Raw genomic sequence first — 20,837 nt, forward strand, 5'->3', positions numbered from 1 at the left:
GGTTCGATGCGCGCCACTGGTGAGCCGAAGGACTCCTCGGGTACCGCATATGTACCGAAGGAGTCGTTCGGCTCGGTCGGGGCCAGGCACGCGCGGTCGTTCTCATCCCTCTCACAAGGACAAGGATGGCGAGCCATGCAAAGACGGTTACGCTTCGTGCTGTTGTCCCTGTGCTCGGTCGGGCTCCTCGTGCTCTCGGCGATGCCAGCCGCCGCGGGCCACTCCGACGACGAGCACAGCCAGAACATGGGGCTGATGTCCAACACCCCGAGATCCAGTGAGCAGGTGCAGTCTGACCTCGCTTTCCAGGGCAACCTCGCCTTCGCCGGTAACTACAACGGCTTCCGGGTGATGGACGTATCCTCGCCCGCCAACCCGAGGGTGCTCGCAGATGTCTGGTGCCCCGGGCCGCAGAACGACATCTCGGTCTGGAACGACGTGATCATCCTGTCGGTCGACACCGTGATGGCCTCCGACGAGTGCGGCGCGGAACCACTCGAGGACCGCACCGACCCCTCCGGCTGGGAGGGCCTGCGGATCTTCACCCTCGACGAGGTGCTCGCCGCTCCCGCCGACGAGGACGGTTTCGTGCACCCCCAGCCGGTCAGCACCGTCTACACCGACTGCGGCTCACACACCCACACCGGTGTGCCCGACGGTGACCGCGTGCTCGCCTACGTCTCGAGCTACCCGGCGCGGTCCGGGCCGACGTGCGGGCCGGAGAACGCCGAGGAGTTCGGCTATGACCCGCTGCACTCCCAGATCTCCATCGTGGAGGTGCCGCTGCACCAGCCGGAGAACGCCGAGCTGCTCAAGACCGTGCCGATCGACGTCCCCACCTGGGACTTGCTCGAACAGTTCGGGTTCAACCCGATGCAGGGCTGCCACGACCTGCAGGCCGATATGCAGACCATGCTCATGGCGGCAGCGTGCAGCAGCGTCGGCCAGGTCTGGGACATCTCGGATCCGGAGAACCCGGACACGCTGAACCCGTTGTGGGAGGTCAACGAGCCCGAGGTGGAGTTCTACCACTCAGCGCTGTTCAGTGAGGACCGTGATGTCGTCGTATTCGGCGACGAATCGATCCTGCAGACCTGCGACGACGGCTCGGGCAGTGGGCAGCTGTGGTACTACGACCGGCGGACCGGCGAGTTCCTGAGCTCGTTCCAGATCGACGACGAGATCGGCATGTACTGCTCGGCGCACCTGTTCAACAACATCCCGACCCACAAGGGCCGGTACATGGTGGCCTCCTGGTACAACGGCGGTGTCCGGGTGATCGACTACAACGACCCCACCAACCCGACCCAGATCGGGTTCTACCGTCCGGCACCGACCGACGATCCGGTGCGCGACGAGCCGGTCGGCCACTGGGCAGCGTACTGGTACAACGGCTGGATCTATGCCAACGACATGGATCGTGGCTTCGATATCTTCCGGCTCAGCGATCCCGCGAGGGCAGGCGCCACGAAACTGCCCCGCCTCAACCCGCAGACCCAGGAGAACTGACAGCGGAACGCACTGATCGCGAGCGGCCCCGTCTCCGGCCCCGTCGCCGACGCCGTGCGGGTGCGGGCGACGGGGCCGGTCGCGATCCCACAAGAGATACCGACCGGTCGGTTACTCCGATTGGAGCTATCCCTGAGGGTCACGCTGTGATGGGATGCCCGGCATGCGTCGCTTGCCTCGCCTCTCCGCTGCCGTGCTCGCCGGGTTACTCGCGGCCGGTCTCGCCGCCCCCGTCGCCACAGCCGAGGACGGCGCCGCAGGGCCGCAAGCGGGACCGGAGGCCTCGGCTGCGGAACCCCCTGAGGTCGCTCCCGACGTCGCCGACTCCCTTCCCGCCGTGGACAGCGGCGCCCTGCCGGGACCGGAGGTGCTCTACGACGAGGCCCCCGAGGCGCCGCAGCTGGAGAACCGGGATGCGCGTTTCGCGGCCGAACCGTTGCTGGTGGCGGGCACGGAAGCGTACGTGGACGGCGAGTACCTCTACCAGGACCACATCTTCGATGATTACGGCGCCGACACCGACGGCACCGGCGCGGACGGGTCCTCGGCCAGGCACGGCAACTTCGACTACCCCACCAACGAGGAACGCTACGCGGGCAACGCCGCCGACCTGGTGGAGTTCCGGGTCGCTCCGGGCACCGACGAGGTCGCCTACCGCATCACCCTGAACACCCTGCTCGAGCCCGACTCGACGATCGTGGCGATCGCGTTCGACACCGACGGCGACGAGACCACCGGCAGCGACACGCTGCCCCGCGACCCCGGCGCGCCGTTTCCCGGCACCGACGAGGTGATCACCACGTGGGGCACCGACGCCGAGCACACCCGCTTCGGCGCTGACGGCGCCGAGCAGGCCACCATCCCCGTCGAGGTCGACACCGACGTCGAGGCCGCCCAGCTGACCGTCACCGTGCCGCGCGAGGTGTCCGATCCCTCCGGCAGCTGGCGGGCTACGGTCGCCACCGGCCTGCACGATCCCGACACCGGCGGCTGGCTGCGCCCCCAACACAGCGCCGACGAGAACACCCCGGGCGGGGCAGGCCCGGTGAACCCGGAACCGTCCGGCATCGTCAACCTGGCGTTCCGCTTCGACGAACCGGTCGTGGAGCGCAGCACCCCGCCGGACACGGCGCAGGCCGAGGCGCTGCGGGAGAACAAGCCCACCCGGTTCGCCCACGAGCTCGACTTCGACGCGCTGGCCGCCGGGGACAACCGGTCCACCGTGCCCGAGCACGGCACCATGGTGCGGATCTTCCCCAGCCGCCTGGACGTGGGCCAGGGGCAGCGGCTCGACGACAGTCCGCCCAGCGCCGACCAGGACTCGGGCACGTTCCCGGCCTACCGCAGCCAGTTGCAGCCCTATTCGCTGTACGTGCCGAGCAGCGAGGCGCCGCACGGGTTCACCCTGAACATGCACTCGCTGGGGCAGCGCCATTGGCAGTACAACGGTTCGGCAGGCACCCGGCAGCTCGGCGAGGACCGCGACCATGTCGTCGCCACACCGCTCGCGCGCGGCACCGACGGCTGGTACCAGCACGAGGCCGCCTACGACGTGTTCGAGGTGTGGAACGACGTCGCGCGCCATCACGACCTCGACCCGGAGCGGGCGGCCAGCGCGGGCTACTCCATGGGCGGCTACGGCACCTACCGGCTGGCCACCCGGTTCCCCGACCTGTTCGGCGCGGCGTTTACCACGGTCGCACCGCCCGGGGAAGGGATCTGGGTTCCGCCAGCGCCGCCCAGTGGTGGCGCCGAGACGCTGACGAACACCTGGCTGGCCAATGCCCGCAACGTGCCGTTCCTCAACGTCGTGGCCACCGCCGACCAGCTCGTGCCCATCGTCGGACCACGGGCGCAGAACCTCGGCGCGCCCGAACTGGGCATCGACGGGTTCGACCAGTTCGGTTACCGGTTCAGCTTCGTCAACTACGCCGCCGACCACCTCACGCTGGCCGCGCTCGACTACGACATCCCGATGGCCACCGGGTTCCTCGGCGACGCGGAGGTCGACCGCGATCCACCGCGCGTGACGTTCGTGGCGGTTCCCGCCGCCGACGACGCCGAGCTCGGCCTGGTCGCCGATCACGCCTACTGGGTCTCGGAAGTCACCGTCGCCGACGACGCCGACGGCGAGGTCGCCGCCGGGACGGTCGACGTGACCAGCCGGGGATTCGGGGTCGGTGAGCCGGAGACGGTGCGTGAGCACGACGCGGGTGTGGAGCCGCTGCCGTACACTGCGATCGGGCGTTCCTGGCAGGAACGCCCGGAGATCGAGGTGGCGAACCGGCTGGACGTGACGTTGACGGACGTGGTGGCCGCGACCATCGATGTCGACCGGGCCCGGCTTGATCCGGAGGTGATCCTGACGGTGCCGGTCGAGGCAGCCGACGACGGGGAGCTGCTGCTCGACGGGCGATTCCCGCAGGGCACCCGCATCCTGCGCGACGGCCACCGGGTCGGTATGGCGGGCCGGGACGGTGCCACGCTGCCCGTCGTCGCGGGGGAGTCGGAGTTCGTGCTCGTGCCGCCGACGGAAGCGAGCCGGTGGGCCCGCTGACCTGCGACGGCCTGACGGTGTCGGGGTGTGCGGGTAGCCTGACCACGTGGTAGAAGCGTTTCACCCTGCCGTGCGCATGTGGTTCGAGCGGCGGTTCCCTGCGGGCCCGACCGCCCCGCAGGAGGCAGGCTGGCGCGCGATCGCGGACGGGGCGGATACCCTCATCGCCGCGCCGACCGGCACGGGAAAGACCCTCGCGGCCTTCCTGGTGCAGATCGATCGCCTGTACCGGGCCCATGAGCAGGGCGGCCTGCCCGACGGTACGCAGGTCGTGTACGTCTCTCCGTTGAAGGCGCTCGCCGTCGACATCCGGAACAACCTGGAAGAACCCCTGCGCGAGATCGCGGATGTCGCTACCGAGCTCGGCCTGGCCGCGCCGGACATCCGGGTCGCGGCACGCACCGGTGACACCGCCTCGTCCGAGCGCGCGGCGATGCTCCGGCACCCGCCGCACATCCTCGTCACCACGCCGGAGTCGCTCTACCTGCTCGTCACCTCAGAACGCAGCAGGCGGATGCTCGCGGAGACCCGCTCGGTGATCGTCGACGAGATCTACGCGGTCGCGGGCAACAAGCGCGGATCCCACCTGGCGTTGACCCTCGAACGGCTCTCGCACATCGCCCGCTCGCCGGAGGGCGAGGACGGTCCCCAGCGTGTGGGACTGTCGGCCACCCAACGCCCCATCGACGTGGTGGCCCGGCTCCTCGTCGGCGCGGGCCCGCGCCGCAGCCGCCAGGACGGTTCACCTCGGTGCGAGATCGTGGACGTCGGTCACCAGCGGCAACTCGACCTCACGCTGGAGCTGCCCGACGACGAGCTGGGCGCGGTGGCCTCCGCCGAGCAGATGGACCAGATCCTCGACCGCATCGCCGCTCACGTGGCCGAGCACCGCACCACCCTGGTGTTCGTCAACACCCGCAGGATGGCCGAGCGGGTGGCGCACCAGCTCGCCGAGCGGCTCGGCGACGACGCGGTCGCCGCGCATCACGGCAGCCTGTCCAAGGATCGCCGCCAGCGTGTGGAGGCACGGCTACGCGCAGGCGACCTGCGGGCGCTCGTGGCGACCGCATCGCTGGAGCTCGGCATCGACATCGGCCCGGTGGAGCTGGTGTGCCAGCTCGGTTCACCGCGTAGCCTGGCCACCTTCCTGCAGCGGGTCGGCCGCTCCAACCACGCCAGCGACGGTGTGCCGAAGGGTGTGCTGTACCCGACGACGCGTGACGAGCTTGTGGAAAGTGCCGCGCTGCTACGGGGCGTGCGGCAGGGACGGCTGGATGCGATCCTCGTCCCGCGAGCACCGCTGGACATCCTCGCCCAGCAGATCGTCGCCGAATGCGCGGCGGAGGAATGGTCGGAGGACGGCCTGTTCGCGCTGGTGCGGCGGGCTTCACCCTTCGCAGAACTGTCCAGACAGGACTATGATTCCGTCCTGGATCTGGTGTCCGAGGGAATCCGCACCGGGCGCGGCAAGAGGGCCGCCTACCTGCACCGGGACGAGGTCAACGGCAGGCTGCGCGCACGCCGCGGAGCACGGATGGCCGCGCTGACCTCGGGCGGGGCGATTCCCGAGTCCGGCGACTACCGGGTAGTCGCCGATCCCGACGGCACCGTCGTCGGCACGGTCAACGAGGACTGGGCTGTGGAGAGCATGGCAGGCGATGTGTTCCTCCTCGGCTCCACCTCCTGGCGGATCCGCCGCGTCGAACCAGGCACCGTTCGGGTGGTCGACGCGCAGGGCGCAGCGCCGTCGGTGCCGTTCTGGCTCGGCGAGGCCCCTGGACGCACGGCCGAACTGTCCGATGAGGTCTCACGGATCCGTTCCGAGGTCGCATCCCGGCTGGACAGCGGCAGCCACGAAGCTGCCTGCCGATGGCTGCGTGAGGAATGTGGCATTGGTGTGGACGCGGCAGAGACCATCGTGCACTACCTCGCCGCCGCCTATGCCTCCCTCGGCACACTGCCCACAACGGACACGATCGTTTTGGAGCGCTTCTTCGATGACAGCGGCGGGATGCAGCTGGTTGGGCACGCACCGTTCGGCGCACGGCTCAACCGTGCCTTCGGACTGGCACTGCGCAAGCGATTCTGCGTGAACTTCGATTTCGAGTTGCAGGCGGCCGCGAGCGACAACGCGATCCTGCTCTCGCTCGGGCTGGAGCACAGCTTCCCGCTCGAGGATGTGCCGGGGTTCCTCGCCTCGGCGACGGTCGAGGACGTGGTGCGGCAGGCCGTGCTCACCGCGCCGATGTTCGCCGTGCGCTGGCGGTGGAACCTGAACCGCTCACTGGCCGTGCCCCGCATGCGCGGAGGAAAGAAGAACCCTCCGCCGATCCAGCGGATGGAAGCCGACGATGTGATGGCCGCGGTGTTCCCCACGCTCGCTGCGTGCCAGGAAAACGTCGCACCCGGCCCCATGGAGATCCCGGACCAGCCACTCGTCCGGCAGACCGTTTACGACTGCTTGCACGAGACGATGGACGTGGATGGGTTGGCCGAGCTGGTCAGCGGGGTCGAGTCGGGTCGTATCCGGGTGGTTGTCCGCGACACCACCGAGCCCTCGGTGCTGGCGCACGAGATCCTCAACGGCCAGCCGTTCACGTTCCTCGACGACGCGCCGCTCGAAGAGCGCCGCAGCCGCGCCGTTCCGCTACCGCGCGGCCTGCCGGTCGAGCCCGGCGACCTCGCCACGTTGGATGCCGACGCCGTCGAGCGGGTACGCGACGAGGTGCGTGCCGACCCGGCCGGTCCCGACGAACTGCACGACCTGCTGATGACGGTGCTCGGGCTGCCTCCCGAACCGGCGTGGAGTTCCTGGTTCGACGAGCTCGTGAACCAACGCCGGGCGACCATTGTGGATACCGGCGAGTTCCAGCTGTGGACCGCAGTGGAGCGGAGGGCGACGCTCGAGGTCCTGTTCCCGGATGCCCGCGTCGATCCCGATCTGCACGCGACACGGTCGGCGGTGTCCCTCGAGCGCGACTCCGCCGCCGCGGAGATGCTGCGCGGCCACCTTGACTACCGCGGCCCCACCACGGTCGGAGAACTGAGTGCCGTCACCGGGCTGGCCACCGCGGTGGTCGCGGTCGGGCTGGCGCGGCTGGAAGCAGAAGGGTTCGCCTTCCGGGGCCACTTCACCTCGCCGGACGGCCCTGAGGAGTTCTGCGCCAGGAGGGTGCTGGCCAGGGCGCACGCCTACACCCGCAGGCGACTGCGGCACGAGATCGCTCCGGTCACCGCGCAGGAGTTCATGCGCTTCCTGCTGCGCTGGCAGCATGTCGCGCCAGGGGCGCGGCGGGAAGGCAAGCTCGGCGTGCTCGCCGTTGTCGGGCAGCTGCAAGGCTACGAGCTCGCCGCAGGCGCATGGGAGGAGGTCCTGGCCGCTCGGGTCGAGGGTTACCGGCCGGACTGGCTCGACGCGCTGTGCCTGTCCGGGGAGATCGCCTGGGGGCGCCTGTCGCCGCGTGGGCAGGCCGCGGAACAGGCACCCCGCCGTAGCGGCATGACCCCGTCCAAGGCGACACCCATCACCCTGGCGGTGCGTGACGACCTGGCCTGGCTGTTGCAAGCCGCGCGGGGTGAACGTGGACCGGCCGCACCCGGACCTGGGCGTACCAGGGACGTGGTCGACGCGCTCGGCAGGCACGGCGCGCTGTTCCCCGCGCAGCTCGCCTCGCTCACCGGGCGGCTTCCCAGCGAAGTCGACGAAGCCTTGTGGGACGGCCTCGCCAGGGGTCTGGTGACCGCTGACGGGTTCAGTGCCCTGCGCGCGCTGCTGTCGCCGATGCGAACGGCACGGCCGCGCGGCCGCAAGGGACTGCGTCGCGGCGGGTACGCCGCTACCGCCCGCTCGACGGGGCGGTGGTCCCTCATGCCGGACGCGGTCGCCACCGATGACCAGGACGAGCTGGCCGAGGCGGTCGCCGAGCAGCTGCTCGCCCGGTGGGGTGTGGTTGTCCGCGACGTGCTGGCCCGCGACACCGTGGGCGTGCCATGGCGCGAGGTGCTGTGGGCGCTGCGGCGTATGGAGGCCCGCGGCACGGTTCGCGGGGGACGGTTCGTCAGCGGTTTCACCGGCGAGCAGTTCGCCACCCCGGAAGCGGCTGACCTGCTGCGCACGATGCGCAAGGAGCCGCGCGGCGGCGAGACCGTGCGGCTGCCTGCCGCCGATCCGCTCAACCTGACCGGCATCGTGCTGCCGGGGCCTCGGGTGCCGGCGGTTCCGAGGGAGTCGATCACCTACGTGGACGGCGTACCGCCCGAGAACGGCGCGTCCGAGGCGGCTCCCGGCGCGTCATGACGCGTGCGAAGGGCACATAGCGATGCCGGACCAGGGGAGCGGGCCGTGCCGGCTGGCGGCCGCGACGGCGTCGCGGCGGTTGTGGCTCTCGGCCGGATGCAGCGAGGGTGAATCAGCCAGCGGTGGCTTCGCGGTACGTGCTCGGCGCGTCGTTGACGGTCTTGGTGAGGTCGTGGCCGCGCCCCGATCAACCCCCGCGTACAGCTTGACGCGCAGTGCTTCGCTGGGCAGTGTCTCCACCGAACCCGTACCCGCCGCTGCGTTGAGTTCCTAACCCGCGCCATGGTGGATGCATAGCGGCTTATCGCGCCATAGGTGATTCCACGGCGGCTCGTACACGGAGCTCCGAGCCGTATCCCCGCTGGCCAGAAGGGCGCCCTCGGCAGGACTCGAACCTGCGACCTACCGCTTAGGAGGCGGTTGCTCTATCCGCTGAGCTACGAGGGCTTGCGTGCCCTGCCAGGGTAGCCGGTGTCGGTGTAACGCTGACACATGGGATCGAAAGTAGGGAATTAAGCCCGTACGGTTCCGGATTGCACAACCTCTACTAGACGGTAACCTCCTGGGCATCAGCCAGCGGCGATCCCGCGTAGCTTTCCGGAGGCACAAGTGATCAAAGTAGTGTATGCCGATGACGAGGAGCTCGTCCGCTCCGGGCTGCGTGCCATGCTGTCCGGAGCCAGCGATGTCACGGTGGTCGGCGAGGCGTGTGATGGGCCGAGTGCGGTGGATGTGGTGTTGCGGCGGCGCCCCGACGTGGTGCTGCTGGACATCAAGATGAGCACCGACGACGATGGAATCGAGGCGCTGGCGGACATCGTCGCAGCGCCGAACCCGCCGAACGTCGCGATGCTGACCACCTTCGACGTCGATCAGTACGTCAGCCGAGCCCTGCACCACGGGGCGAACGGTTTCCTGCTCAAGGACATCAAACCGGCATCGCTTGTGCAGGCCCTGCGGGACTTGGCGAACGGCGGGGCCGTGATCGATCCCGGCGTGGCGGCGCGCATGCTGCGGGCGCAGCGGGAGGGGCAACGCGCGGCCGAACCCGCGCGCGAGCTGCTTGACTCGCTGTCGGAGCGGGAACGCGAGGTCGTCACGCTGATCGCGCAGGGTCTTTCCAACTCCGAGATCGGGGCGACCCTGTTCCTGTCCGAAGCGACCGTGAAGGGCTACGTTTCTTCGGTGCTTGCCAAGATCGGCGCCGCCAACCGGGTGCAGGCAGCGCTGCTCGCCTACCGCAGCGGCTGGGTGGGGTAAGGCTCGGGGCAACGCTGGGGTCGGTGCGGCGACACCTCTCAGGCAGTACTCAGCCTGGCGCGCAACACTGTGTGTATGCGGATTCTCGTTGTCGACGACGACCGGGCTGTCCGCGAGTCGCTGCGGCGCTCGCTGGAGTTCAACGGTTACACCGTCGAACTGGCCTCCGACGGCACCCAGGCGCTGGACGCCATCATCGCGAACCGGCCGGACGCGATGGTGCTCGACGTGATGATGCCGCGGCTGGACGGCCTGGAAGTCGCTCGTAAGCTGCGCAGCGCCGGTGACGACCTGCCGATTCTGGTGCTGACCGCACGCGACACGGTGTCCGACCGGGTCTCGGGACTGGACGCGGGCGCCGATGACTACCTGCCCAAACCCTTCGCGCTGGAGGAGCTGCTGGCGCGGCTTCGCGCGCTGCTGCGCAGGGTCAGTGCCGAGGCGGCGGCGAGCGAGGAGAACGCGCCGTCGCTGCGGTTCGCCGACCTCGCCCTCGACCCTGCTACCAGGGAGGTCAGCAGGGGCGAGCGGGCGATCAGCCTGACCCGCACCGAGTTCGCCCTGCTGGAACTGCTGATGCTCAACCCGAAACGGGTACTGTCCCGTACCCGGATTCTCGAGGAGGTGTGGGGTTACGACTTTCCCACCTCGGGCAACGCTCTTGAGGTGTATATCGGCTACCTGCGGCGCAAGACCGAGGCAGGCGGGGAGCCGCGCTTGATCCACACTGTGCGTGGGGTCGGCTACGTGCTGCGGGAGACTCCGCCATGAACCAACCGGCACATGCCGGTGGTCACGCGCCCCCGAGCGGCGTGCCCACCGCGCAAGCGCCCAAGCGCTGGTCGCTGCGTTCCCGCGTGGCGATGTTGGCGGCCCTCTGCGTGGCCGGTGCGGTCGCGCTGGTCTCGATCGGGGCCTATGTCACGGTGCGCGGCAACCTCTACGATCAGGTAGATAGCGCCTTGGTCGCGCGCGCGAGCAGTGTGCTCAACGACCGCAAGGTGATGGAGACCGGCGGCGAGCAGATTCCCGGCTACCTGTTCCAGCTCGCCGACGTGCGATTCGATCTCGTCGACGCGCGTGGTGACTCGCTGCTGCGCCACCCAGGGGGCAGGCCGCCGGTGGACGTGCCGGAGATCAGCGTGGCGGCGGGGGCCTCGTCCCAGTCCATCCGCACCGACGGCGGCAGCGACATGCGGGTGCTCAGCGTGCCGTACGAGTACGCCGACGGGGTGGCATTGGTGGTGGCCCAGTCGCTCGACGACACCCGCCGCAGCCTCGGCGCGTTGGCCGTGGTGCTGTTCGTAATCGGCGGCTCCGGCATCGTCGTCGCGGCGCTGGCAGGCACGGCCGTGGCGCGTGGCGGACTGCGACCGGTGGAGCGGCTGACGGCGGCGACCGAGCGGGTGGCCAACACGGGGGATCTGCGCCCGATCCCGGTCTCCGGTGACGACGAGCTGGCGCGCCTGACCCACAGCTTCAACACTATGCTCGCCGCGGTTGCCGATGCGCAGCAGCGACAACGCCAGCTCGTCGCCGATGCGGGCCACGAGCTGCGCACACCGTTGACGTCGTTACGGACGAACCTGGAGCTGCTGCTCGCGGCGGGTAGATCCGACGCCCCCGAACTGGCCGAGCAGGACAGGGAGGAGATCGAGAACGACATCCGGGCGCAACTCGACGAGCTGACCCAGCTGATCGGTGACCTGTCCTTGCTCGCGCGAGCCGACAATCCCCATGCCGTCCAGGAGCGGGTCGACCTGGTCGAGGTGGTCGAGCGGGCGCTGGATCGGGCCCGCAGGCGCGCAGGGGATACCCGGTTCGACGTGACGTTGCAGCCGTGGATCCTGGCGGGTGACCCCAATGTGCTGGAGCGAGCTGTGCTCAACCTGCTGGACAATGCCGTGAAGTTCTCCTCGGAGGGCGGCACGGTGCGGGTCCGGCTGCAAGCCGTCGGCGACGGCAGCGCCGTGTTGCAGGTCGCCGACTCCGGCCCGGGAATCGCGCAGGCTGATCTGCCGCACGTGTTCGACCGCTTCTATCGATCCTCGGAGGCGCGTGCCCTTCCCGGGTCAGGGCTGGGACTGGCGATCGTGAAGCAAGCGGCCGAGCGTCACGGCGGTGCGGTGTGGGCCGCCAACGCACCGGAAGGTGGAGCGGTGTTCAGCCTTCGCGTTCCCGGCGCGCCAGGAGGGTGAGGCGGTGTCCGGACCGGACATCCGTGTCGGTGCTCGGCGTCCACCGGGGCACGCGCTACCCAGCGGGTGTGTGATCATCGCGAGGAAGCGGGACACTGGGGAGAGACAACATCGGTTCACGGTGAGCGCACAGGTCCGACTCAGCGGGCTCTCAGGCCCGGCGTGCAGGGTGGTGACATGAACGAGAACGATCGGGACGCGCGCGGCGGCGAGGAGGGCCGTGAGCAGGCGTGGCCGTACGGGGAGAGCACCGACACCCCAGGCCGCACCGGCTCCTCGGCCGGAGCCGGGCCTCCCAACCCCTGGTCACGTCAGGCGTACGAGGCTCGCGAGGCTGAGCAGCAGCATGTTCCTTTCGGATACGGCTATCAGGCGTACGGCGGTGTGCAGCCCATGCCCGCGGCACAGGGGCAGGGCGCCTACGGCATGCCGGGTGGCTACTACCCGTCGGCCGCCGGTGGCGGTGACCAACGCCGTTACAGCAGGGCACTGCTGGTGGTGGTGACGGCGCTGGCGCTGGTCGCCGGTGGTGCCGCTGGCGCGGTCGGGGGGATCGTCACGGCGGGAGGTGACGGGGTAACGGGCGGCACCAGCTCGCTGAACCAGCCTCCGCCTGCCGAACGCACCGGTGACGCGCCGGAGGGCTCAGTGGAAGCCGTGGCGCAAGAGGTCTCGCCGAGCGTGGTGCAGTTGCAGGTCGCCGGTGGTGGTCGTGCCGGGGAAGGCTCCGGGTTCGTCATCAGCGACGACGGCTACATCATGACCAACAGTCACGTGGTGGCTCCCGGTGGCGACGAGGCCAGGATCCGGGTGCACTTCCACGACGGTAGCCAGGCCACGGCGACCCTGGTAGGCCACGACCCGACCACGGACATCGCGGTGATCAGGGCTCGCGGCGTCGGCAACCTCACGCCGGTCGAGCTGGGGCGGTCGGATGACCTCAACGTCGGGCAGGACGTGGTGGCGATCGGTTCGCCGTTCGCGCTGTCCGGCACCGTGACCTCGGGCATCATCAGCGCACTCGACCGGCCGGTGCGTGCGGGCGGCGCCGAGGGTGACCAGGAGACCGTGATGAACGCGATCCAGACGGACGCGGCGATCAATCCCGGCAACTCCGGCGGCCCGCTCGCGGACATGTCGGGACGCGTGATCGGCATCAATTCCGCGATCTACAGCCCCGGCCAGGCCTTCGGCGGGACGCAGGGCAACGTCGGCATCGGTTTCGCGATCCCGATCGACCAGGCGCGGCGCATCGCCGAGGAGATCATCGACACCGGCCAGGCCACGCAGACCTTCATCGGGGCCATGGTGAGCAACGCGCGGGACGGCGGTGCCACTATCGAGGAGGTCATGCCGGATTCGCCAGCCGAGGAAGCCGGGTTGAACGAGGGCGATGTCATCACCAGGATCGACGACCGGCCGGTCGCCGACGCCGACGCTCTCGTGGCGGAGATCCGCACGCGCGCGCCAGGCGACACGGTCAGCATGACCGTGGGCGACGACACCACCATCGAGGTCACACTGGGCGGTCAGCCCGCGGAAGGGGAGTAACGCATGCTGTACGACACCGGTGTGGAGCAACGCACCGAGCCGATGTCCGATCGAGTCGCTACGGTAGGCGCCATGGAACGTAGCGCCCAGCGTCTCGGTCGTGCCCTCGTGGTCGTGGTCGACGACCGGATCGCCCACGGTGAGCGGGATGACAACCTTGGCCCCCTTGTCACCGAACTGCTGGAAGAGGGCGGCTTCATCGTCGACGGGACGGTGACCGTGCACGCCGAGACCGTCGCGATCCGCAACGCGCTCAACACCGCCGTGATCGGCGGCGCGGACCTGGTGGTCACGGTCGGCGGAACCGGCGTTTCGCCACGAGACGTGACACCGGATGCCACCGAGAGCGTGCTTGACCGGCCGATCCCGGGTATCGGTGAGGCGTTGCGCTCGTCCGGCCTGGCGGCGGGTGCGGTGGATGCGGGAATCTCGCGCGGGCTGGCCGGCGTGTCCGGCAGCACGCTGGTCGTCAACCTGGCCGGGTCCCGCGCGGCGGTCCGCGACGGCATGGCGACGCTGTCGGCGATGGTGCCGCACGTGATCGAGGAGCTGGCCGGGCGCGTGCAGGAGAACTGAGGTCACGGCTTTCCCTGGCGCGGGCCGGTGCGCGCATCGGCCCGCATCAGCTCGCGCGCTGTCGGAGCAGGTCGCGGATCTCGGTGAGCAGTTCCGCCTCGCTCGGCTCGGCGGGCTCGTCCTGCCGTGCGGCGGCCTTGCGCTGCTGCACTCGCTGCATCGGCACCACCACGAGGAAGTACACCACCGCGGCCACGATCAGCAGGTTGACGGCCGCGTTGAGCACCGCCCCGAAGTCGACGAAGGTCTCCGGATTGTCCGCCAGGATGCGGAAACCCAGACCTTCGACGGCGTCCTCGCCGCCCATGGCGGTGATCAGGGGCTGGATCAAGCTGTCGGTGAACGAGGTGACGACGGCGGTGAACGCCGTGCCGATCACCACGGCGACGGCGAGATCCACTACGTTTCCGCGCATCAGGAACTCTTTGAACCCGCTCAACACGGTCTGACCTCCCACATGTGCGACGCCGGTCGGGTGGTTGCCCGACGTAGGCGCTGTCCGGCTCGCTGGCCAGCACCAGCCAGCACCAGCCAGCACCAGCCAGCACCAACCAGCACTGACTGGTACCGACGTGCGTTAACGCAGCGTAACCGTGATGGGGTGCTGCAGCGACACGGCAGCGACGTCGGGCGCGATGTCCTCGTCGAGCGCCAGCAGTACGAGGGGTCCGGACGCCCCAGGGGTAGCGACGGGGCCGGTGGGCTCCTGCTCGCCGCTTGTGATGGTCAGTACTGTCGCGTCCTGTGCGATCGCCTCGCCAGCCTGTTCGGCGGTGTCCAGCGCGACGACGTCGACCGTGGCGCCGGGATGGAGCAGGTCGGTGATCGCGCCGTCCGGTAACCGCAGCGGGACGGCGACCGTGCCGGGCCTGCCTGCGAGGGTGCCACCGGAGCGGCCGACGAGGCGCGCGTCGGTCAGTGGTTCGCCTGCGCGGGCGGCACTGGTGAGCACGCGGCCGGTGGCGTCATCGGGGGAGTCCAGCGCACCCGCCGGCGCCACGCGTTCGGGCACCTGCGCGACGCGCACGTCGGCACGGGCCAGTAGCTGACCCGCTTCCAGGTCGTCGGCGGTGATCAGCACCGGTGCGGAGGGTTCCGGTTCGGCCTCGCCGGGGACGAGCGCCAGGCCCCCTGCGAGCGCGAACAGCAGTACGGCCAGTACACGGCGGAGTAGCACGCTGCGTGGCAGGCCGGTGACGAGCACGCGGCGCCGGAGCCTGCGCCAGCGCCCGCTGGCGCAGGGATCGTGTGCGGCGTAGGGCATGGCTGGTGGTCGCTTCCTGCCTCGGATCTGTCGTACCGGATGGATCCGGTGTCGACGACCGACGGTAGGAAGGGTCACCGGCGGGTGACAGGGCCAGCGCTCACCGTTGTGGACAACGGCCCGGTTGTGGACACCCCGTGTCTACGGGGAACTCGGGCCGGGGTGCCTCCGGCAGGTCAGCAGCCGATCAGGACGACGTGGCTGCCGCGGTGGCGCTGGAGGAGTTCGTCGTGGAGCCGTTGGAGCTGCCGTTGCTGCTGGAGGAGCCGGAGGAGCCAGACGAGTCGGAGGTTCCCGACGACCCGGACGAACCGTTGCTCGACCCGTTGGTGGAACCGTTGCTGGAGGTCTCGGACTTTTCCGAGGACGTGGCCGACGTCGAGCTCCCGGACGAGCCGGAGCGGGAGTCGTTGCGATAGAAACCGCTTCCCTTGAAGATCACCCCGACCGAGCCGAACAGCTTCCGCAAGGTCCCCGAGCATTCCGGGCAGTCCGTCAGGCTCGGCTCGGAGAACGACTGTACGGTCTCGAACTGGTGGTCACACGCCTTGCAAGCGTACTGGTATGTGGGCACGTGCGCTCCTGTCGTGCTCGATGGCCCGCTGACGCGGCCAGCCTGTCCACAAGCTTTAGCACTCACGACGTCAGAGTGCTAAATCCATGATGCGGGATCCCGCGCGCGGGCGCAATCAGGGATTGGTCACACCGCTAGCCCTGTCTCCTGGTCGCGTGCCCCCGGCTGGCAGCCGGACATGTCCGTATCCGGGCGTCAGTGCGCCGGTCATCCGGACGTCGTGCGGCTCGGTGGGAAGCTCGTCGACCAGCTCCGTGTCGCGCACCACGGCGATGAGCTCGGTCTCCGGCGCGGCCAGCGGAAGTGACCGGTCGTAGTAACCGCCGCCCTTGCCGAGGCGGACTCCCGAGCGGTCCACCGCGAGCGCGGGCACGAGCACCACCTCGGCACGGCTGATCGCGGCGCTGCCGAGCGTGTCGGCAGCGGGCTCCTTGAGGCCGCTGATCGGCCCGTCTCGCAGCGAGGAGGGGCCGGTGTACGGCGCCCAGTCCAGCGGGCCGGCACGTTCCGGGATGACCGGCAGCAACACCTGGACGTGCACGCTGAGCAATGCGTCGAGCAGCGCCAGCGAACCGGGCTCCGACCCGAAGGGCACGTAGCCGCACACCGTGTGCGCGGCACCGGCGATGTCGGGTGAGCACACCGCTTTCGTCAGCGCCTCGGCCTCGGCGGTCCGGGTGTCCGGCGGCACCTTGTCACGCTGGTCGCGTACGAGCGCGCGCCACTGGGACTTGTCCCTGGCGTTGTCTCGGAGGTCGCCGCCGTGCGCGGGCGCACCCGGGGCGCCGGGGTAACCGCCTACTGGACTCTCGGCTGAATTGTCGGCTGAACTCACGTGGTCAGGTTAGGCTTTCAGGTTATGACGGGCCAACGCACCGACCGTACGACGAGCGAACACACCATCCGGACCGCCATCGTGCCTGCCGCCGGGCTCGGCACCCGCTTCCTGCCTGCGACGAAAGCGGTTCCCAAGGAGCTGCTGCCTGTTATGGACACGCCCGGTATCGAGCTCGTGGCAGCCGAAGCCGCGGAGTCCGGCGCCGGGCGCCTTGTCATCGTGACCTCGCCCACCAAGCAGGCGGTCGTCGACTATTTCCAGCCGTCCCCCGACCTGGAGGAGCAGCTGGCGGCGAAAGGCAAGACGACGCTGCTCGAGAAGGTGCGCCGCGCCTCCGGCCTGCTCGAAGTCGCCAAGGCCGAGCAGCGGGAGCCGCTCGGGCTCGGGCATGCGGTCGCCTGCGCCGAACCCGTGCTGCGCGGGACGGACGACGCGGTCGCCGTGCTGCTGCCCGATGACCTGGTGGTGCCGACCGGTGTGTTGCGGCGCATGACGGCGGTGCGCGAGGCGTACGGTGGCAGCGTGCTGTGCGCTTTCGAGGTGTCGCGCGAGGAGATCTCGGCGTACGGATCGTTCGATGTCTCCGACACCGGGGATGCCGATGTCAAGAAGGTGCACGGCATGGTCGAGAAGCCGCGCCCAGAGGAGGCGCCGTCCACTTTGGCTGCCGTTGGTCGCTATGTCCTCGACAGGGAGATCTTCGACGCACTTGGCCGGATCTCTCCGGGAGCGGGAGGTGAGCTACAGCTGACCGACGCCGTCGCGTTGCTGATCGAGAAGGGACACCCGGTGCACGTGGTGGTGCACCGTGGCGGTAGGCACGATCTGGGTAATCCGTCCGGATTCCTGAAGGCGTCGGTGGACAGTGCCCTGGAGGATCCGGAGTACGGTCCGGAACTACGGAGTTGGTTGACCGAACGAATCGAGAGCGCGACACGATGAGTGCACCTGACCCGGAAGCCGACAACCCCGGTGTCGATCAGCACACCGACACGGCACACGACTCGCGGCCGGACGACGCGGGCGGGTCGCTGTCGGCTCCCGGTGCGACCGCGGGCGTCGGAAGCCGCGGAGCCGAAGAGGACGGTGGGTTCCGCCCGGTCGACGAGCAGCTACGCCGGGTACTCGACGCCGCCGTGCGACCGAGCCCGGTGCGGGCGGCCATTTCGGAGTCCCAGGGGTTGCTGTGTGCCGAGGAAGTGATCGCCGAGACCGCCCTGCCCTCATTCGACCAGGCGGAGGTGGACGGGTTCGCGATACGCAGCGTGGATGTGCGCACGGCTTCCGAGTCCGAGCCGGTCGAGCTCCCCGTGGTGGGTGAGATCCCGGCCGGTTCCCAGCAGCCGCGTCGGTTGCAGCCCGGCCAGGCCGTCTGGGTGGCGCCCGGCGCGCCGCTGCCGACGCTGGCCGATGCCGTGATCCCGCGTACCGAGGCCGACACCAACCCGGCCAGGCTCACCGTGACCCGCACCGTGCCGTCCGCGGCGAACGTCCGCCGGACGGGCGAGGACGTGCAGATCGGCGATGTGGCGGTACGGGCGGGTGACATCATCGGCTCGGCGCAGGTAGGCCTGCTCGCTGCGGTAGGCCGTGCCAAGGTACTCGTCTACCCCCGGCCGAGGGTGTCGGTGATCTCGGTGGGCGACGAGCTGGTCGACATCGATCGCACGCCCAACGTCGGCCAGGTCTACGACGTGAACTCCTACGCGCTGGCAGCGGCCGGGCGCGACGCTGGGGCCGAGGTGACCAGGATCGGGATCGCCTCGACCGACTCCGCGACGCTGCGCGAGGTCGTCGAGGGCAGGCTGCTCATGTCGGAGGTCGTGGTGATCGCCGGTGGTGCCGGAGGCAGTGCCAGCGACGATGTTCGCGCGGCGCTCGCCGACCTCGGCAAGATCGACATGACGCGGGTGGCGATGCACCCCGGTGACGGACAGGGGTTCGGTCAGCTCGGGCCCGATGCGGTGCCGACCTTCCTTCTCCCGGCCAACCCGATGAGCGCGCTGGTTGTGTTCGAGGTGTTCATCCGGCCGCTGATCAGGGTGGCCAGGGGGTCGCGCAAGCCGCATCGCCGGGTGATCACGGCACGGCTGCTGTCGCCGGTCAGCTCGCCCCAGGGCTGGAAGGGCTACCTTCGGGGACAGCTCATGCGGGACGAGAGCAACGGAGAGTACCTGGTCCAGCCACTCGGTATCTCCGGCTCGCACCTGCTCGCCTCGCTGGCCGAGGCGAACTGCCTGATCACCGTGGGGGAGATGCAGACCGAGGTGCCCGCAGGGGACGAGGTGCAGGTGACGTTCCTCGCGCAGAACGGGTAGGAATGGCGCCATGTACCCGGAAGCGGGTCCGGGCGCGATCCACGGCGCCGGAGAGGAAGGCCATCCTGGCTGGCCTGCGCGCCCGGGTGCGCTGCGGGTGGGCGCCGGTGTGGTCGAACTGCGGCCCATCCGGCTTCGAGACGCAGGCCCCTGGCGCCGGATCCGGCTCGCCGACCGCGAGTACCTCCGGCCGTGGGAACCCGATGCGCCGGGGAGCTGGGAACAGCGGCACGGCCTCGGCGGCTGGCTCACGCAGTGGTGGTCGCTGCGCTCGCTGGCGCGGCAAGGTCAGTGCCTGCCGTTTGCCATCACCGTTGACGGCCGGTTCGCCGGGCAGCTCACCATCGGCAACGTGGTCCGGTCGGCATTGCGGTCGGCGTGGGTGGGGTACTGGGTGGCTTCGGCCCATGCTTCCTCCGGGGTGGCCACGGCAGCGGTCGCGCTGGCGGTGGATCATGCGTTCGGCCCGACCGCGTTGCACCGGCTGGAGGCCACCGTGCGTCCGGAGAACGCCGCGAGCATTCGCGTGCTCACGAAGGTGGGTTTCCGCAGGGAGGGGCTGCTGTTGCGGTATCTGAGCGTGGCGGGTGCGTGGCGGGATCATTACTGCTACGCGGTCACCGTGGAGGATCTCGGGATTGGGGCGGTGGCCGATCTCATCGCGGGCGGCCGCGCTGAGCGAGCCTGAGCATGACCCCGCGAGCGATTCTGGCCCGATCGGGTGAGGCATCCCGCCGGGGGATCGGCGCGCCTCCGTGGTTTCTGTGACTGCTGTGGCTACCGTGAATCGACGATCACAGTGCCGCAGTCGGGGAGGCGACGGGAGATGCCGAGCTCGTTGATGATCGTCGCGCTTGCCGCGGCGTGGCTCGTCGTTCTCGTTCCTATGATCGCGCGGAAGCGCCAGGAGATCTCGCGTACCGGTGAGGACGAGCTGGCAGCTCGTGTCGTGCGGAGCGGGAGCGTGCGCACCGATGACCGGGAGGAGAGCAGGATGCCCGAACCCGCGGAGCGAACCAACCGCAGCGACTACCACGACGGCAGCGACGTCGAGCGGGATGCGGACCGCGAACCGGACGTCGACCACGACCGGAACGACAGGGCAGGCAGGAACGACAGGGACGGCGCGTCGGGGCGGCTCGCCCGGCAGCGTGACGTCGGTGAGGTCGAGCAGGAGAACGAGCCCTCGCGAGGGGCCTCCCGGCACCGGCCGGGACGTGGGGGCTTCGACCCCGAAGCCGCGGAGCTCGCGGCGCGGGCCAAGTACGCGGTCCGGCAGCGGATCGTGCTCACCCTGCTGGTGACCGTGTTGATCACCGCATTGCTGGCCGGTTTCGTGTACACCGGGCTGTGGTGGGCCAACGGCGCGGCGATCGCAGGGCTCGCCGGCTACCTCGTCTACCTGCGCAGGCAGGTGCGCATCGAGAACGAGATCCGGCAGCGCAGGATGGCCAGGATGGGGACACGGCGCCCGCGTGAGCGCAACACCGAGCTCGCTTTCGGTGATGAGCCGGATCACGCCGATCACGAGCGCGATGCGGGCGAACCCGAGGGCCTGCCAGCCAGGGTGCGTTCGGCCCGACGGCCGCAGCCGGAGGTCAACCGGCAGCCGGAGATCGACCGGACGGATGCTGAGGTGCTCGACATCGACGACTCGGACCCGGACTTCCACGAGCTCGACAAGCCCAGCTATCCTGCGTACCGCAAGGCCGTCGGCGAGTAGACCCCCGGGGCCTCAGGCACGCACGGCGGCTTGCTATGCTCGTCGCGCGTGCAAAGGGGCTGTAGCGCAGTTGGTAGCGCGTCTCGTTCGCATCGAGAAGGTCAGGGGTTCGATTCCCCTCAGCTCCACCATGTGGTGTCTCAGGACATCGCGGACGGCCGAACCCATACTG

The 20,837-nt window shown here is 69.7% G+C and carries 16 protein-coding genes, 2 tRNA genes and 1 pseudogene; 14 read left to right on the forward strand and 5 right to left on the reverse strand.

Annotated elements, in window-relative coordinates; translation table 11 throughout:
* Positions 1-135: 135 nt before the first annotated feature.
* The 3 genes from F8178_RS17710 (at position 136) to F8178_RS17720 (ending at position 8,363) form a co-directional block, all read left to right on the forward strand.
* A complete protein-coding gene (locus F8178_RS17710) occupies positions 136-1,509 on the forward strand; it encodes a hypothetical protein (protein ID WP_317495956.1) in 1,374 nt (457 codons plus the stop codon).
* A gap of 154 nt (positions 1,510-1,663) precedes the next feature.
* Complete coding sequence (locus F8178_RS17715) at positions 1,664-4,066, forward strand: prolyl oligopeptidase family serine peptidase (protein ID WP_317495957.1); 2,403 nt, start codon at positions 1,664-1,666, stop codon at positions 4,064-4,066.
* 46 nt (positions 4,067-4,112) lie between these two features.
* Positions 4,113-8,363, forward strand: a complete 4,251-nt coding sequence (locus F8178_RS17720) for a DEAD/DEAH box helicase (RefSeq protein ID WP_317495958.1) — start codon at positions 4,113-4,115, stop codon at positions 8,361-8,363.
* A gap of 374 nt (positions 8,364-8,737) precedes the next feature.
* Here the strand turns inward: F8178_RS17720 and F8178_RS17725 are convergent.
* A tRNA-Arg gene (locus tag F8178_RS17725) sits at positions 8,738-8,810 on the reverse strand.
* A 162-nt stretch (positions 8,811-8,972) separates the two neighbouring features.
* Here F8178_RS17725 and F8178_RS17730 point away from each other — a divergent pair.
* From F8178_RS17730 to F8178_RS17750, 5 genes are all read left to right on the forward strand, one after another.
* Positions 8,973-9,623 carry a response regulator transcription factor gene (locus F8178_RS17730; RefSeq protein WP_317495959.1) on the forward strand — a complete coding sequence of 217 codons (651 nt, stop codon included), beginning with the start codon at positions 8,973-8,975 and terminating at the stop codon, positions 9,621-9,623.
* 75 nt (positions 9,624-9,698) lie between these two features.
* A complete protein-coding gene (locus tag F8178_RS17735) occupies positions 9,699-10,394 on the forward strand; it encodes a response regulator transcription factor (protein ID WP_317495960.1) in 696 nt (231 codons plus the stop codon).
* Positions 10,391-11,821, forward strand: a complete 1,431-nt coding sequence (locus tag F8178_RS17740) for a HAMP domain-containing sensor histidine kinase (RefSeq protein ID WP_317495961.1) — start codon at positions 10,391-10,393, stop codon at positions 11,819-11,821. Before F8178_RS17735 ends, F8178_RS17740 begins: the two co-directional genes overlap by 4 nt.
* A gap of 177 nt (positions 11,822-11,998) precedes the next feature.
* Positions 11,999-13,372 carry a trypsin-like peptidase domain-containing protein gene (locus tag F8178_RS17745; RefSeq protein WP_317495962.1) on the forward strand — a complete coding sequence of 458 codons (1,374 nt, stop codon included), beginning with the start codon at positions 11,999-12,001 and terminating at the stop codon, positions 13,370-13,372.
* Between the two features lie 72 nt (positions 13,373-13,444).
* The gene (locus F8178_RS17750) at positions 13,445-13,948 is read left to right on the forward strand and encodes a MogA/MoaB family molybdenum cofactor biosynthesis protein (protein WP_317495990.1); all 504 of its coding nucleotides are present in this window, start codon (positions 13,445-13,447) and stop codon (positions 13,946-13,948) included.
* A gap of 46 nt (positions 13,949-13,994) precedes the next feature.
* Here the strand turns inward: F8178_RS17750 and mscL are convergent, their stop codons facing one another.
* Positions 13,995-14,390 carry a large-conductance mechanosensitive channel protein MscL gene (mscL, locus tag F8178_RS17755; RefSeq protein ID WP_317495963.1) on the reverse strand — a complete coding sequence of 132 codons (396 nt, stop codon included), beginning with the start codon at positions 14,388-14,390 and terminating at the stop codon, positions 13,995-13,997.
* A 135-nt stretch (positions 14,391-14,525) separates the two neighbouring features.
* Entirely contained in the window at positions 14,526-15,212 is a 687-nt protein-coding gene (locus F8178_RS17760; RefSeq protein ID WP_317495964.1) for an SAF domain-containing protein, read from the reverse strand.
* A 137-nt stretch (positions 15,213-15,349) separates the two neighbouring features.
* Between F8178_RS17760 and F8178_RS17765 the strand changes: the two genes are divergently transcribed.
* A complete protein-coding gene (locus tag F8178_RS17765; RefSeq protein ID WP_317495992.1) occupies positions 15,350-15,631 on the forward strand; it encodes a hypothetical protein in 282 nt (93 codons plus the stop codon).
* A 14-nt stretch (positions 15,632-15,645) separates the two neighbouring features.
* Here the strand turns inward: F8178_RS17765 and F8178_RS17770 are convergent.
* Together F8178_RS17770 and F8178_RS17775 are read right to left on the reverse strand one after the other, a co-directional pair.
* Positions 15,646-15,852: pseudogene (locus tag F8178_RS17770) on the reverse strand (FmdB family zinc ribbon protein); the annotation flags it as partial.
* 49 nt (positions 15,853-15,901) lie between these two features.
* Positions 15,902-16,621 (reverse strand): 5-formyltetrahydrofolate cyclo-ligase, encoded by a 720-nt coding sequence (locus F8178_RS17775; protein WP_317495965.1) that lies wholly within the window; start codon positions 16,619-16,621, stop codon positions 15,902-15,904.
* A gap of 24 nt (positions 16,622-16,645) precedes the next feature.
* Between F8178_RS17775 and F8178_RS17780 the strand changes: the two genes are divergently transcribed.
* From F8178_RS17780 to F8178_RS17800, 5 genes are all read left to right on the forward strand, one after another.
* Positions 16,646-17,566, forward strand: coding sequence for a UTP--glucose-1-phosphate uridylyltransferase (locus F8178_RS17780; RefSeq protein ID WP_317495966.1), 921 nt, complete (start codon positions 16,646-16,648; stop codon positions 17,564-17,566).
* Entirely contained in the window at positions 17,563-18,942 is a 1,380-nt protein-coding gene (gene glp, locus F8178_RS17785) for a gephyrin-like molybdotransferase Glp (RefSeq protein WP_317495967.1), read from the forward strand. The genes F8178_RS17780 and glp overlap by 4 nt, the downstream gene beginning before the upstream one ends.
* Before the next feature lie 10 nt (positions 18,943-18,952).
* Complete coding sequence (locus F8178_RS17790) at positions 18,953-19,630, forward strand: GNAT family protein (protein WP_317495968.1); 678 nt, start codon at positions 18,953-18,955, stop codon at positions 19,628-19,630.
* A gap of 138 nt (positions 19,631-19,768) precedes the next feature.
* The gene (gene glpR / locus F8178_RS17795; protein ID WP_317495969.1) at positions 19,769-20,665 is read left to right on the forward strand and encodes a gephyrin-like molybdotransferase receptor GlpR; all 897 of its coding nucleotides are present in this window, start codon (positions 19,769-19,771) and stop codon (positions 20,663-20,665) included.
* A gap of 55 nt (positions 20,666-20,720) precedes the next feature.
* Positions 20,721-20,796 (forward strand) — tRNA-Ala (locus tag F8178_RS17800).
* The last annotated feature ends 41 nt before the right edge of the window (positions 20,797-20,837 follow it).

Source organism: Haloechinothrix sp. LS1_15, assembly GCF_033042135.1.
In the GTDB taxonomy this organism is placed as follows: Bacteria; Actinomycetota; Actinomycetes; order Mycobacteriales; family Pseudonocardiaceae; genus Haloechinothrix.

Bases quoted from the DNA above. Each gene is read 5' to 3' on its own strand.
- F8178_RS17710 (WP_317495956.1), top strand. From the start codon at position 136: ATGCAAAGACGGTTACGCTTCGTGCTGTTGTCCCTGTGCTCGGTCGGG.
- F8178_RS17715 (WP_317495957.1), top strand. From the start codon at position 1,664: ATGCCCGGCATGCGTCGCTTGCCTCGCCTCTCCGCTGCCGTGCTCGCC.
- F8178_RS17735 (WP_317495960.1), top strand. From the start codon at position 9,699: ATGCGGATTCTCGTTGTCGACGACGACCGGGCTGTCCGCGAGTCGCTG.
- F8178_RS17740 (WP_317495961.1), top strand. From the start codon at position 10,391: ATGAACCAACCGGCACATGCCGGTGGTCACGCGCCCCCGAGCGGCGTG.
- F8178_RS17745 (WP_317495962.1), top strand. From the start codon at position 11,999: ATGAACGAGAACGATCGGGACGCGCGCGGCGGCGAGGAGGGCCGTGAG.
- F8178_RS17750 (WP_317495990.1), top strand. From the start codon at position 13,445: ATGGAACGTAGCGCCCAGCGTCTCGGTCGTGCCCTCGTGGTCGTGGTC.
- F8178_RS17760 (WP_317495964.1), bottom strand. From the start codon at position 15,212: ATGCCCTACGCCGCACACGATCCCTGCGCCAGCGGGCGCTGGCGCAGG.
- F8178_RS17780 (WP_317495966.1), top strand. From the start codon at position 16,646: ATGACGGGCCAACGCACCGACCGTACGACGAGCGAACACACCATCCGG.
- glp (WP_317495967.1), top strand. From the start codon at position 17,563: ATGAGTGCACCTGACCCGGAAGCCGACAACCCCGGTGTCGATCAGCAC.
- F8178_RS17790 (WP_317495968.1), top strand. From the start codon at position 18,953: ATGTACCCGGAAGCGGGTCCGGGCGCGATCCACGGCGCCGGAGAGGAA.
- glpR (WP_317495969.1), top strand. From the start codon at position 19,769: ATGCCGAGCTCGTTGATGATCGTCGCGCTTGCCGCGGCGTGGCTCGTC.